The sequence below is a fragment of the Desulfomonile tiedjei DSM 6799 genome (assembly GCF_000266945.1).
In the GTDB taxonomy this organism is placed as follows: Bacteria; Desulfobacterota; Desulfomonilia; order Desulfomonilales; family Desulfomonilaceae; genus Desulfomonile; species Desulfomonile tiedjei.
Genome location: NC_018025.1, coordinates 4,083,730 through 4,099,943 on the forward strand (window position 1 = coordinate 4,083,730; position 16,214 = coordinate 4,099,943).

Annotated in this window: 3 protein-coding genes; all 3 read left to right on the plus strand. The window is 49.5% G+C overall.

Features of this window, described 5'->3' with window-relative positions:
• Positions 1-342 precede the first annotated feature (342 nt).
• The 3 genes from DESTI_RS17325 to DESTI_RS17335 all read left to right on the plus strand — a co-directional run bounded on the left by DESTI_RS17325 (position 343) and on the right by DESTI_RS17335 (position 16,212).
• The gene (locus DESTI_RS17325; protein ID WP_014811268.1) at positions 343-2,037 is read left to right on the plus strand and encodes an ankyrin repeat domain-containing protein; all 1,695 of its coding nucleotides are present in this window, start codon (positions 343-345) and stop codon (positions 2,035-2,037) included.
• 57 nt (positions 2,038-2,094) lie between these two features.
• Positions 2,095-13,944 (plus strand): calcium-binding protein, encoded by an 11,850-nt coding sequence (locus DESTI_RS31605; protein ID WP_014811269.1) that lies wholly within the window; start codon positions 2,095-2,097, stop codon positions 13,942-13,944.
• 144 nt (positions 13,945-14,088) lie between these two features.
• A complete protein-coding gene (locus DESTI_RS17335; protein ID WP_014811270.1) occupies positions 14,089-16,212 on the plus strand; it encodes a type I secretion system permease/ATPase in 2,124 nt (707 codons plus the stop codon).
• Positions 16,213-16,214: the final 2 nt, after the last annotated feature.

Here is a 16,214-nt window from a genome sequence, read left to right on the forward strand (position 1 = left end):
TTGGGGGAAGCTATTGTTTTCAATTGGTCGGCTGACAATTTCCAAACCGTCGTAAAGGGAGTCAAGAAGGGGATTACATTAATGCGAGATTAAATCCTGAAACAGATCCAAAATAGAGAAAAGAGCGTTGCACGAGGAGATGGGGCTGCTTTGTGCCTTTGATCCATCAGAGCGGCATCCTCTGAGAGCGACGACTTCATTAGTCACGAATGTTCAGAGAAGAAAGACTGGGCACCAAGAGGAAAGATGAAGTCTTATTAAGTATGGTGCACCAGGAATCACAGGAATCAGTCGGAATCACTTATACCCGGAATCGCTTGCGGGTTGAAGCGGAGATTTCTCATGATGACAAAACGCAATCCGCTCATGATCAAGCTATGCTTCATAGTATTTCTTAGTCTATCACTTCTCTCGTGGACAGTGACGGCACAGCCAACGCCTCCTCTTGACCAACAGCTCGTGGAAGCAGCGACGGTTGGAGATATTGCGAAAGTCAAAACTCTTATTGACAAAGGCGCTCCTGTTGACTCCAAGCGCTCTGACGGACGGACTGCCCTGATGCAGGCTGCCTCGGCCGGCCACGTTGAAATAGTGAAACTATTCGCTGCAAAGGGCGCTAATGTCAATGCAAGAGATAGTTCGGGCAATACGGCCTTGAGCTTAGCCGCCAGTTCAGGCCACGTTGAAATCGCACGACAACTCAAGAGGCATGGAGCCCAAGCGAGGCTAATTGATGCAGTCAGATTAGAAGATGTGAAGGATGTTCAACATCTTATAAAAAGGGGCGTTGATATCAATGCCAAAGGCGCTCACGATAGAACGGCTCTCATGGAAGCCGCTCTGTCTGGCAACTTTCAAATTGTGAATCTTCTGATTCAAAGCGGTGCTCAAATCAACGTCAAGGATCTTTCGGGCAACACCGCGGTGAACCTGGCTATTCTTCGCGGCCACAAGGCAGTAGCAGAGTTGCTCAGAGAGAGGGGCGCCACATTGACCCTAGCCGATGCGGCTGAACTGGGGGATCTTCATGCGCTACAGGGCCTTATTAAGGAGGGCCTCGCTGTTGACACTCGCAGAGGTGTCTTGAGAGACATAACCCCACTCATGATTGGCGCAAAACACGGCAATTTGGAAATCGTGAAGGTACTCACGGAACAAGGCGCGGACGTGAATGCCAGGTCTTCCAGCGGATTCACAGTGCTCATGTTTGCAGTCCGAGGTGGAAACGTCAGCATCGTGAAGCTGCTCCTGGAACAAGGGGCGGATGACAGCGCTCAGACGGACATGGGAGAGACAGCACTGGACTTGGCTGCCGAGACCGGCAATCTGAATATGTTGAGGCTGCTGCTCAAAAAAGACAGTCACTATTCGCGTGCGTTAAGCGCTGCTGCTCAAAAGGGCCACTTAGATGCCGTAAAGCTGCTCATCGATCAAGGCGCCGATGTTAACGCTGGTGACGAACTCGGCCAAACTCCCCTGATGACAGCCGCTGGCTCAGGTCAGCTTGAAGCGGTAAAGCTTCTCATTGAAGAAGGTGCACTGGTCAATAACCGGAATGAAGATGGGAAAACACCCCTAATGTACGCCGCGGAACATGGCAATTTGAAGATTGTGAGATTCCTCATGGAGAAAGGAGCCGACTGCAGTGCTAAAACAGAAGATGCGCAGACGGTTCTGATGTTTGCTGCCAAAAGTGGCGATAGTGAAGTGATGAAGCTGGTTACAGGGAAGGACCTCAATGTGGATGCTAAAACCAGCTCTGGCCGCACAATCATGATGTATGCTGCTGAAGGTGGGAATCTAGAAATTGTCAAGTTGTTAGTGGACAAGGGGATAGACATCAACGACAAGGACCAAGAAGGCTGGACTGCTCTCATGTCTGCGGCTCAAGGCGGCAATCTGGAAATCGTCGAATTACTCCTTGACAAAGGAGCCGATATTAATGCAAGCGCAGAGGGTTGGACAGCTTTGCGTGTCGCTCGGGCTGCTGATCGGGCCAACGTGGTCCAACTCTTGAAACAGCGCGGAGCAAATTGAACCGACTTCAATAAGAATTTGGGACAGAGGTCCTCATAATTTCAAGGAGACGTCAAGATGGGTGTCCGAGTTACTCCCTTACCGACAAATTTGAGGGGCTTCGTGCATACGATGCTCCCAGAAATGGACATAGATAAGCTTCAAGTTACAGGACGTTACGATCCAACGAGAAAAAGAGAGGGCCGAGTCCATTTGGGTATCGACGTCCAGGGCAAGGGCTACACTGGCAACGGCACTCCGGTTTGTTCGCCATTCAATGGAACATTTTACATATTGGAAGGATGGGAAAAAACCAATGGAGTCGCGATTGTAGATGACAAAACTGGTCTCATGGTCGTCCTATGCCATATGAAATTGAACCCAAAAATAAAAGATGGAGATCCTGTTAGTATCGATACCCAAGTTGGGACCATGAGTGATGTTGGTTCCGAGGGGGCAGTTCACCTTCATTTCGAAATGCGAAATCGAAGCACGAATCCCTGTAATCCTCAATATAGCAGATGGATCGAAGTGTGGGCAGATGCGTATAACAAAGACCCTTACCTTTTTCCAATTGGTACTCCGGGGTGCAAAATTGGACCAGCCTTGGATTTGTTCGACAAGAAGCCAGTCCCAACACCTAGCAGAGACCCTTTGGTACTCGATCTTGATGGCGAAGGGATCAAGACCACCAATGTTAAAGACGGCAGATACTTTGACTACAACGGTGACGGTTTTGCCGAGGAAACCGGTTGGGTTGATCCGCATGATGGCATTCTGGTCATGGACAGAAATGGCAACGGTACTATTGATGATGGTCGAGAATTGTTCGGGGACCAGACGATTTTGCAGAGTGGCAGACGCGCAGCAAACGGTTTCGAGGCACTGGCCGAATTAGACACCAATGGGGATGGGAAGATTGACGCAAATGATGAGGCATTCTCACTACTGAGGGTCCTGACAGATGTGGACGGTGATGACTATGCATCAGAAAACGAGTTCCTTAGTCTTGCCGAACTTGGCATTAAGTCTATCGATCTTGACTCAAACCTAACGAGTATCACTGACATGCAGGGCAACACACAGAACCGAGTGGGCAGTTTTGAGAAGGTTGATGGCACCACCGGCCAAATTGCTGAATATGGTTTTCAGCGAGATCCTGCTTTTAGCCTCGTCAACGAAGACATCGATGTTCCTCCAGATTTGGAGACTCTTCCCTTCCTTTCAGGGTATGGGAATGTATACAATCTTGATGAAGCAATGACCAAAGATAGCTCCGGTCAGTTGAAATCCCTTGTAGAGGAATTCATGAGCTCTGGGGATATCAAACAGCGTAACATTCTGATGAAAGAGATCCTGTTTAAATGGGCTGGAACCGAGCGAATGCCCCAAGAAATGAGTGTGCCCGCTGAAATGAGAGCGAGCAGCGGGGAGGCGGGAGCAAGTTCGAGAAGCACCGGAAATAGTGACATTGCGGTCGACATGGATTACATCGATCCTCGCAAGTTAGCTGTGCTTGAACATTTTTTTGGTCAACCTTGGTCAGGCGCAAACGGATCCAGACCCACATATGAAGAGTCATTAAATTTGAATGAGTCCTACCGCTTGCTGTATGAATTGATGTACGGCTGGCTGATGGCACAGACGCACCTCGAAGACCTGTACGACAAAATTGCTTATACGTGGGATGATGAGGCTCAGAAAACCAGAGTGGATCTCACCAGCGTAATCACAGACATTTGGCAAAGCCTGACCGACAATGCCGATCAAGGAAGGCAACTCCTTGCGGAATTCGCCCGCTCGCTTCGCGGTTTCCCATATTCATTGTCCCAAGACGACGATTTGCGGCAAGATGATTACCTTTCTTTTCGCGAGACATTTATCCAGCAGGACCCCAGCCTGGGATGGGTATTCGATACCGGCGGCTTACCTGAGTCCCATATCGTGGGCATGCACATTACCGGGACGGATGCCTCTGATGCTGTGAGAGGTAGTCTTACGGAAGGTGACGCAGTAATAAATGGCTATAATGGCAATGATGTCGTGTATGGAACGTCTCGTGATGAAGTCTTGTACAATGAAACCGGGAATGCGATCCTTGTTGGGGGCGGCGGAAACGACTGGATCTGGGCCGGGGCTGATAGTGACATTTTGGATGGTGGTGAAGGCAACGATATGCTCTACGGCGAAGGAGGCGGAGACACTTACATCTTTAGAAGGGGCTCCGGGCATGACACCATAATTGAATCTGACCCTACCCCAGATATTATCGACAGTATTTTTCTCGGTAGCAATCTCACTCCAGATGACATTTTCATACGTCGGGCAGGAAACGATCTCGTGTTGCGGATCAGAGACACCTCAGATACTCTCGTGGTGAAGAACCATTTCAGGAATGATAGCACCCTCAATGGGATAGAACGTATCGTTTTCATGGACGGCACCATCTGGACGCAAGATGACATTCTTCAAGCATCTTATGCAGCCACAGATGGAGATGACGCTCTTTACGGCGGATTGGGAGCCGACGAAATAAGAGGAGGCGACGGTAACGACTCCATTTATGGGCGACCAGGTGACGATACTCTGCACGGTGATGCAGGAAATGACAGGCTCTTCGGCGGCCCGGGTAATGACACTTTCGACGGTGGTAGCGGTAATGATATTCTCTGCTATGGAGACGAGATCAACTGGTATCCTTATTCAGTAACGAATGGTGATGACGTTTATCTTTTCAGCATTGGCGGAGGGCAAGACGTCATTACCGATTATGATCCAACACCCGGCAACGTAGATACAATCCGCTTTGGTGAAGGCATCACTCTTGATGATATTCTCTTTCATCGAAATTACAACAATCTCGAACTCTCAATTCGGGGCACCACTGACAAACTCACTATCACAAATTTCTTGGATGAATCCGGAGCACATCTGATAGAACGCATCGAATTTGCCGATTCCACAGTATTGCTGCCGGACGACATAAAGAACATTCTCGTTAAAGGAACCGATGATGGAGAGGTGATAAACGGTTTCTCCATCGCAGACGTGATGGAAGGTTTCGGTGGTTATGACAGCCTCTATGGCCGTGGAGGAGATGACACACTGGATGGCGGGTCAGGTACAGATTGGCTTTACGGTGAAGAAGGAAATGACACTCTTTTAGGGGGATCCGATAATGATACGCTCGTAGGCGGTGTCGGTGACGATACCCTGGAAGGAGGAGCGGGGAACGATACCCTTTTAGGCGGAAACTCCGGTGACTGGTGGCAACTGAGTGATGCGAATGGAAATGACACCTATCTTTTCGGCATCGGATCCGGCCAAGACACCGTGTTCGATCATGACCGATCAGCGGGTAATCTTGATACCATACTCGTGAAAGAAGGCGTGACGCCGGAATATGCTATGGTTCGGCGCGAACACGATGATCTCGTGCTGACCATTGCAGGCACCACTGATAAACTCACGGTAAAGAATTGGTTTTGGAATGATTCCTCCGAATTTCGAGTTGAACAAATTCAGTTTGCCGATGGCACGATTTGGAATGCGGATATCATCAAACACATGCTATCCCAAGGATCGCCTGTTGATGATTTGCTTATTGGCTACTCCACTTCCGACATGATTCGCGGATTTGACGGCAATGATGAGATTTTCGGTCGGGATAGTGACGACTCCTTGGACGGTGGATCGGGAAATGACAAGATTTTCGGTGAATATGGGGATGATTACCTCATAGGCGGGGCTGGAAACGACACCATTTCAGGTGGTTCCGGAGAGGACCTCATTGATGGTGGAACGGGGAACGATGCTCTCCGCGGAGACGGTGAAGACGATATATATCTTTTCCGCCGTGGTTCAGGACAGGATACTGTTCTTGACTATGACAGGACCCCCGCTAACATCGATACTGTTTTCCTGGATGACGAACTTACGACTTCAGACATATCCCTGTCCCGAAAAGATGATGACCTGGAAATATGTATAAATGGCACCACAGATACCCTTACTATAGAAAGGTGGTTTGGGGAGCTTGGGGAATACCAGGTTGAGAACATAGAATTCATGGACGGTACCATCTGGGATGCAGACACCATCAAGCAGATGATGCTTCAAGGCACCCCTGAAGCTGATGTGCTCTATGGATACTACTATTCTTCCGACCTCATAGATGGGTTTGAAGGAGCTGATGAACTTTACGGAAGCGGCGGAAACGACACTCTGAACGGCGGCGAAGGAGATGACAAGATTTTCGGCGGGTCGGGAGACGATGTTTTGCAAGGGGGATCAGGAAACGACTATATTGAAGACTTGTCCGGGTCGGATACGTACCTATTCGGCCGAGGTTCCGGGCAGGATAAAATCGTTGATAATGACACTGTCCAGGGAAATATCGACACCGTTTTACTCGACCCAAACGTGCAGGATTCCGATATTACGCTGAAAAGGGGTGGCAACGATCTTTATGTCTTGATCGATGGAACGTCAGACACTTTGCAGTTGACGAATTGGTTTTCCGATGACGCTCACAAAATAGAGCGACTGCAATTCAGTGACGGAACAGTTTGGGACAGCTCCTATATGGAATCAATCGCTTACACTCCTTCCGATACGGATGATTATATCGTTGGCACTCCGGAAAATGATGCTATTGATGCCGGCGGCGGAGATGACCTGGTTTATGGTCAGAATGGTGATGACACTTTATATGGTGGCTCTGGTTCGGATACTTTGTATGGTCAAGACGATAACGATGTCCTTTACGGTGGTTCAGGAAACGACTATTTGTATGGCAATTGGGGTAGTAACAGTCTGTACGGCGAAGCAGGCGACGACTATCTCTATACTGAAGGCAATGGAGATAACCTGCTTGATGGGGGAGCGGGTGAGGACCATCTTTTCGGTTCCGATCAAGATTGGGGCAACGCCACATTGAGCGGTGGTGTGGGAAATGACATTATTCAGAGTGGCATCGGTCAAAATACAATTGAGGGTGGAGCAGGTCAAGATCAGATCCTTGCCGATCAAGGGGTTAACACCATCATCGTTAATCGAGGTGATGGTTTCGATAAGATAACTTCACATCTTATTGAATACGGAGAAGAGACTGACACCATAGTTTTTGGTCCGGGCATCCGCCCTGAAGACCTTCAGGTTCAGGTGATAACGAATTCTACCCAGGTTCCTGCCGCAGTGGAAATCAAAGATTTTAAATACTCCTCAATTTCCGATTCGGTTACCATAAACGGCACGTTATTTTTCAAAGCCTCGGACGGAGTCCACGGGATTGAGCTTTGGCGGAGCGATGGATCTGAGGCTGGCACAGAAATGGTACGCGACATAGGGACAAGTTCATCGGATGGATATATTGGCGCTATGACTGAGGCAAACGATACTTTATTTTTTGTAGCTTATGATGGGATCAATGGGTATGAGCTCTGGAAAACTGATGGCACTGATGTGGGCACAGTTGTCGTCAAAGATATACTACCAGGTTCCGGAAGCGGAGTAGTTGGAGATAGTCTTACAAGTGTAAATGGCACGATCTTTTTTCTAGGGTCTGACGGAATTCATGGAACTGAGCTGTGGAAATCCGATGGCACAGAGGCCGGAACTGTTATGGTGAAGGATATCGTTCCAGGCTCCGGCGGCATTTCGTTTTATGAGGTGGCCAATGTAAATGGGACCTTCTATTTCACTACATCTGACGGCATTCATGGTGACGAGCTTTGGAAGAGTGATGGAACAGAAGCTGGCACCACTATGGTCAAAGACATTAATCCAGGTTCCATGGACAGTTGGGTTCATGACTTTGTTGATGTAAACGGCACGTTATTCTTCCGGGTAGACGATGGTATCCATGGTGACGAGCTCTGGAAGAGCGACGGAACACAAGCCGGCACCGTCATGGTCAAGGACATTAATCCGGGATCTGCAGAGAGTAGAAGCGGTTATGATTCGAACAATATTGTTGTAAACGGTAATTTGTTTTTTGTAGCGAACGACGGAGTTCATGGAAACGAGCTTTGGCGATCTGATGGCACCGAAGACGGTACTGTTATGCTTAAAGACATTAACCCGGATTCCAGCAGTTGGAGTGATGAACCGTATGGGCTGACTGATGTAAACGGTACCTTGTTTTTCGTTGCAAATGATGGAATTCACGGAAACAGTCTGTGGAAAAGCGATGGAACCGAAGTTGGCACACTCATGGTTAAAGACGTTTCCCCCTATTCCGGACTGATCAATGTGAATGGTACTTTGTATTTCACAGCACGTGATTCCGAAGACTATATTTCGTTGTGGCAGAGCGACGGTACAGAAGCCGGGACGGTGGCCATCACGAGACTTCTTCCTCCATGGACTGAGGGCAACGCGAGATCTTTGGTGCAAGCAAATGGAACTCTATTCTTAGCGATATCCAATGGCTATGGTCGTGTCGACCTTTGTAAACTAGGGGCAGAAACGAGCTCATCGACTGAGCTCATGATTGGTATTGGCAATGGCGAAGGAGTGCTCATTAACATAGATGAGGACAGCGGCAGCAGCGGCGGAGATCCGTCTGCAGCTACCTTCGGCACGACGTCTGAGAATGGAACAGTTAGCGATCTATCAAACCTTGCCATCCAACGCTTCGTCTTTGCAGATGGAACCGTGCTCACACTTGAAGAAATCTTGGCTCGCAACAATGTCATTACAGGTGACCAACAGGGCAATGGAAATAACGACATTCTTCAGGGCAGTGAGACTAATGACAATATACTTGGGGCTGATGGTAGCGATACCATATATGCCGGTAGTGGAAATGACACTATTGATGGAGGCAATGACGCCGATTTCATTTATGCCGGTGATGGAGATGACATCATCGATGGTGGTTCGGGCACGGATTTCATATATGCGGGAGCAGGTGACGACGTCATCCGAGGTCTGCGGGGTGGTGACACTGCACTCGGTGGCGCCGGAAATGATACCTACTACTTCAATTTAGGCGATGGGCAAGTAACTATTGAGGACGTAGCTGGTCCTGGAGAGGGAAACACCATAGTCTTCGGCGAAGGGATTAACTCTGGCAGCATTTCACTTATTTCCGAGTCTGAAAATCTGATCCTCAAAATTGGTGAGAACGGTGATGAGATTCATCTGACGCCGTTTGATGCGCAGGATGCTTTTGGCTCCTATGCAGTGGAAACATTTCGCTTTGCAGATGGAACAGTGCTCACATACTCCGAGCTGCTCCAGAGGGGCTTTGACTTCTCGGGAACGGAAGGAGAAGATCTCTTAACAGGCACCTCAGTGTCGGATCGTATGACAGGATTCGGTGGGGATGATATCTTCAGGGCCGGGAGAGGAGACGACCTTCTGGAAGGCGGTAGCGGGAATGACACGTACGTGTTCAATCTCGGTGACGGTGTTGACACTATCAGGGATATGGCAGCGCCCGGTGCCGGCAATGTTGTGGAATTCGGGCTCGGCATTGTTTCCTATAATCTGACTCTTTCCGTGGATCAAAATACCTTGTCGATCAGAGTCGGTGACAGCGGCGATGCGCTGAGACTGGAAGGATTCGATCCGAACGATCCGTACGGCACTATCAGCGTAGAGACCTTCCGCTTCGCTGATGGAACGGTCCTGAGCTCTGCAGACCTGCTCGACCTGGGATTCACCTTTGAAGGCACTTCTGCGGATGATATTCTTTCCGGAACAGGTGTACGTGACATTCTGAGAGGAAATCAAGGGAACGATCGAATCTCGGGCGGAACAGGTGACGATACGTATATCTTCAATGTCGGTGATGGCATCGACACTATAACCGATGAATCGACACTCATGTCTCCGAATATGCTTGTTTTCGGAGCAGGTATTACACTCGACGATATCAAATTAAACCACGATGCAACAAACAATCTGCTTATCCTCAACATTGGCACCAATGGAGATACAATAGAATTCACAAACTTCGATTCAACAAATCCATATGGCAGCCATGCAATTGAGTATTTCCGCTTCGCAGACGGTCAAATAGTCACGTATAGCGAACTCATAAACAAGGGATTCGACATAGTCGGCACATCCGGAAATGATAACCTGATCGGAACCGGCGCAACAGATCGGATCATTGGTGGAGACGGAAACGATACGCTTGCAGGCGGTCAGGGAAATGACACCCTTATCGGCGGAGCAGGCGACGACACGTATACGTTCAATAAGGGCGACGGCATACTCCTGATCGATGATATTGCTACCGCAAGCGGAGGCAACACGCTTATTTTCGGAGAAGGCATTGCCGTTGCAGATCTGGAACGCAGCATTACGTTCAGTGACAATATGCTGATCGTTCGGATCGGGACTGACGGTGATGAAGTCCACCTGACCGGCTTCGATCCTGATGCAGCGGACTATGGAATCCATGCTGTCCAGAAATTCGAGTTTGCGGACGGCACCATTCTCAATTACGAAGCGCTTGTGAGAAACACGTTCATCGTTCAAGGGGGTTACGGAGACGACGACCTGACCGGCACCAACATGACCGACCGTCTCTACGGGTATGAGGGATCGGACCGCTTGAACGGAGGTTTGGGAGACGACACCCTTACCGGCGGTGTCAACAATGATGAGTTGATTGGCGGAGCAGGTTCGGACATGTATGTCTTCCATGTCGGCGATGGAGTGGACACTATTATAGACACCGGTTTTCCGGCGGACGGTAATACCATTTACTTCGCTGATGCTGAAATCACGATTGATGACATCACCACCCACATTGAAGTGACGACGCTCGTGATCGCATACGGTGATGGTGGCGATGCCATCAGGCTGCTCAATTTCGATTACAACGGCCAAAACGGCGGCTCGCACGTTGTTGAGACCATCGAATTTGCGGACGGCACCCAGGTTGCTCTTTCGAGTCTGGTCGATCCGGGCACCGAGGGTGATGATACCATCATCGGAAGCTACTTCGAAGATGTCATCAATGCCAGAGGCGGAAACGATACGGTTGCAACGTTTGAGAGCAATGACGTCATCGATGGAGGATCCGGAGCCGATCTCATCGATGCAGGTTCCGGCGACGATTCCATCACGGGTGGCACCGGGAATGACACGTTATTCGGCGGAGCCGGGCAAGATACGTACTTTTTCAACCTTGGTGATGGAATCGACACGCTTACCGACACGGCAGTGTTGGGTGAAGGCAATGTGATTCGCTTTGGGGAAGATATCACGCTGGAAGATATTTCCATCCACATGGAAGGAACAACACTTGTAATCGCATACGGAAACGCTGGAGATCAAATTCGGCTCCTCGATTTCGACTACAATACGCAGCATGTGGTGGAGACCTTCCAGTTTGCAGATGGTTCGTCGATGCGCATGCCGGGTCTCCTGGATCCGGGAACCGAGAGCGATGACATCATCCTTGGCAGCTACTTCGAGGATTCTATCAATGCCAAGGGTGGAAACGACACGGTCACGACATTCGAGAGCAATGACATCGTAGATGGTGGAAGCGGCAATGACACTATCGATGCCGGGGCTGGCTATGACCTGATTGTCGGTGGCACAGGAAACGACACGTTAACAGGCGGTCCCGGAAATGATAGGTACATTTTCAATCTCGGCGACGGGATTGATACCATTACCGATACAGCCACCTCGTACGAAGGCAACGTAATTCAATTCGGGCCAGGAATAACCCTGGATGATCTGAAGCTCGGCTATGCTAACACCACTCTCATTATCAGCGTCGGGACTGGCGGAGATCAACTAAGACTAAGTGGCTTCGACCGCGAAGACGCTCTGGGATCGTATGCGGTTGAAACATTCCAGTTTAGCGATGGCACTTCGGTTACCTATGCAGACCTGATCGCTCAAGGTTTTGATCTGACTGGATCGGAAGGTGACGATACGATCCTCGGCACGAATGTTACCGACCGGATATACGGTTTGCGAGGAAACGACGTATTAGATGGAGGCTTCGGAATTGACACTCTCATAGGAGGAGCCGGCAATGACACGTACAAAGTGGATGATGTGAATGACATCGTGGTAGAAAATGCGGATGAGGGTCACGACATTATTGAAAGCTCTGTTACGTATTCCCTGTCGGAGACCGTTGAGGATCTTACCTTAACAGGTACGGATTCAATCAATGGCACCGGAAACACACTGAATAACGTTCTAACCGGCAATACCGGAGACAACCTGCTTGATGGAGGAGCTGGAGCTGACTCCCTTCTCGGCGGTGCAGGCAATGACGTATACCTTGTGGATAATGCGGGTGATGTGGTCGTTGAGAATACAGATGAAGGAGTGGATACGGTCCACAGCTCTGTAAGCTTTGCACTGGGAGCTCATCTGGAGAATCTTACGCTTACCGGCTTCAATAGCATTTACGGCACAGGTAACGAGCTGGATAACATTCTGACAGGCAACAGCGGTGACAACATCCTTGATGGCGGAATCGGAGCGGACTCCCTCTTCGGTGGGACAGGCAATGACACGTACACCGTGGATATGAATGACAGCGTTACCGAGAATATCGATGAAGGCATTGACACGATTCAAACTTCAACAGACTACACCTTGGGAGCGAACTTTGAGAATTTGATCCTGATCGGATTGGCAGCAATCAACGGAACAGGAAACGACTTGGACAACCTCCTGACCGGTAACAGCGTAGATAATGAGCTTACCGGCGGTCTGGGCGATGACACTTTGCAGGGTGGTGAAGGAAACGACACGTATGTCTTCAACCTTGGTGACGGCCTGGACATGATTACCGATACCTCCGGGACGGATGCGATTCGATTCGGTCAGGGAATTGCTCAGCAGAATATTTCAGTGAAATCGGATTCTTCCGGTGTGCATGTCAGGTTACTTGACGCTCAAGGCAATGAAACAGGCGAAGGCCTTGACATCAATACATTGCAGGACGGAACCCCTTCAGTTGAGAATATACAATTTGCTGACGGCACCACAGCGAAAGTGACAGATTTTCTGAACGTCCGTAATGTCGTGTATGGAACAAACCGACTTGACATCATCATCACCGGAAATACTGCAGATGAAATCTATGCCAAGGATGGCGTCGACTTTGTCTATGCCGGCGGGAATAACGACATCATATATGGGGGTGACGATCTGGACTTACTCTACGGGGAGGACGGAAACGACACCATTTACGGGGAAAAAGGTTCTGATGTATTGATGGGCGGGCAAGGAAACGACGTCTTGGACGGAGGATCCGGTGCCGATCTACTCATGGGAGGGAAAGGCGATGATACCTACAGAGTGGATAATTCCTGCGATATCGTGATAGAAGGCTATAATGAAGGAATTGACACTGTGGAGAGTTCAGTCAGGTATGATCTCGGTTACAGTGTCGAGAATCTCACTTTGACGGGAACTTCCTCGATCAATGGCTCTGGAAACACATCAAACAACATATTGATCGGAAATTCTGCAGCAAATAAGCTTTTCGGCGATCTTGGCAATGACACTCTGGATGGCAGAGCCGGTAATGATACCCTGGAAGGGGGAAGAGGCAACGACACGTATCTCTTCGGCAGAGGATACGGAACAGATCGCATCGAAGAGAATGACTCCACCCAGGGCAATCACGATGTCCTTGCATTCGGATCCGAAATATCAACAGATCAGCTCTGGTTCCGACGCAGCGGAAAGGACCTGGAAATAAGCATCCTGGGAACGTCGGACAAAACGATTATCACTGACTGGTATAAAGGGACCAAGTATCAGGTAGAGGAATTTCAAACTGCTGACGGCAGAGCTCTTCTCAATAATCAGGTTGATGCATTGGTGACTGCAATGGCCGCTTTTGCTCCGCCTGGCGCGGGTCAGATGACGTTACCGGAAAGCTACCAGGCGGTGCTTAATCCTCTATTAGCTGCAAATTGGAGATAGATCTTTAGAAAGTTTTCCGGTTGGAAACTTCTAGGATAAAGCGAATACTAAAAGTTCTTGGGAAGGGACTGGGAAACACTTCTTACAAGAAGGGTTTCCCAGATCTTCTTTCTTTGAATCCAATTGAGAGAGGCGTGTTTGGTGATGGAGGGAGGTAATCCGCCACAAATCGATCCAGGTTTAGCCTGTCTCGTTATTATCGCACGTTTCCATGCTATCGCAGCAGATCCAGATCAACTTGCCCATCAATTCAAAGTGGATGGCAAGCCATTCTCCAAATCCGACATTCTCCTTGCGTCCAAACAACTCGGTCTGGAAGCCAAAGCTGTGAAAACTGTCCCGAAGCGTCTCGATAGAACCCCCTTGCCTGCTCTTGCTCTCTGTAAGGATGGTAGCTGCTTCATACTTGCACGGAGCAACAGTGAGCAAGTCTTGATACACGATCCGGCTGCAGGACTTCCTCAGATGATATCGCTCGCTGACCTGAGTAACCGATGGACCGGTGAGCTCATTCTCTTCACGTCACGTGCGTCTCTTGCTGGAGAGATGAGCAAATTCGATTTCACCTGGTTCATTCCAGCAATAATGAAATATCGTAAATTGTTGAGCGAAGTGCTCCTGGTCAGTTTTGTGCTCCAGATCTTCGCCCTTATTACTCCTCTCTTCTTTCAAGTGGTAATGGATAAAGTCCTGGTACACAGAGGCTTCACGACTCTTGATGTCATTGCTATAGGCATGTTTGTGGTAATCGTCTTCCAAGTAGTCTTAAACGGTCTACGGACCTACGTCTTCTCGCACACCACCAGTCGGATCGACGTTCAGCTTGGGGCTCAATTGTTCCGTCACTTGCTCAATCTGCCAATGGCGTATTTCCATTCACGGCGAGTGGGAGATTCGGTCGCTCGAGTGCGTGAACTGGAGAACATACGGAATTTTCTTACCGGCAATGCAATCACGCTGGTTTTGGATCTGTTATTCTCCGTGGTATTCATGGCAGTAATGCTCTATTACAGCATGTGGCTCACTTTGATAGTGGTAATCTCCCTACCCTGCTATGCAATTCTCTCGGTGGTTTTCACCCCTGTTCTTCGTGCCCGCCTCCATGAGAAATTCAATCGGGGTGCCGAGAATCATTCCTTCCTGGTGGAGACCCTCTCCGGCATCGGAACAGTGAAGGCAATGGCAGTCGAACCTCAATTGACCCGCAGGTGGGATAATCAACTGGCAGCGTACGTGTCAACGAGCTTTCGCACCGCGACAACCGGTAACTTGGCCAGCAGCGGTATTTCACTCATCAGCAAACTGGTGACGGTTGCTACTCTGTGGCTTGGTGCCCGGCTCGTCATAAATGGTGACATGACTGTGGGCCAGCTCGTTGCCTTTAACATGCTTGCCGGCCAGGTCTCACAGCCCATAATACGACTCGCACAACTCTGGTCGGATTTCCAGCAGACTGGTATCTCCATTCAACGACTTGGTGACATTCTCAATGCTCGCACCGAAGTCTCGAGCGCTAAGAGCACCCTTCCGCCGATTCAGGGAAGGATTGTATTTGACAATGTGGTCTTCCGGTACAAAGCTGATGCTCCTGAAGTGCTCAGAGGAATCACCTTTGACATCCGCCCCGGCGAGATCATCGGTATAGTCGGCCGGTCCGGTTCAGGCAAGAGTACTGTCACCAAGCTCATTCAACGACTGTATGTTCCGGAACGTGGTCGGGTGATGATCGACGGTCTCGATCTTGCTCTGGCCGACTCCTCCTCACTTCGGCGCCAGATCGGGGTCGTACTCCAGGAGAATGTGCTCTTCAACAGGACAATTCGAGAGAACATCGCCCTTGTCGACCCGGGAGCGAGTATGGAACAGGTCATCCATGCAGCCAAACTTGCAGGAGCTCATGAATTCATACTGGAATTGCCCGAAGCCTACGACACCATGGTCGGAGAACATGGAGACACTCTGTCTGGAGGCCAACGCCAAAGAATCGCAATCGCTCGTGCTCTTATGACAAACCCTCGCATTCTTATATTCGATGAAGCAACGAGCGCTCTTGATTATGAATCGGAGCGAATAATTCAAAACAATATGAAAGCGATTTGTGCAAGCCGTACGGTGATCATTATTGCGCATAGACTCTCTGCAGTCCGCATCACGAATCGCATTTTCGTCATGGATCACGGACAGATCGTTGAACAGGGCCCTCACGCAGAACTGCTGAATCGTGAAAGAGGCTATTATGCTACTCTTTATCGCCTGCAACAAGGTTGAGC

Bases quoted from the DNA above. Each gene is read 5' to 3' on its own strand.
- DESTI_RS17335 (WP_014811270.1), top strand. From the start codon at position 14,089: ATGGAGGGAGGTAATCCGCCACAAATCGATCCAGGTTTAGCCTGTCTC.
- DESTI_RS31605 (WP_014811269.1), top strand. From the start codon at position 2,095: ATGGGTGTCCGAGTTACTCCCTTACCGACAAATTTGAGGGGCTTCGTG.
- DESTI_RS17325 (WP_014811268.1), top strand. From the start codon at position 343: ATGATGACAAAACGCAATCCGCTCATGATCAAGCTATGCTTCATAGTA.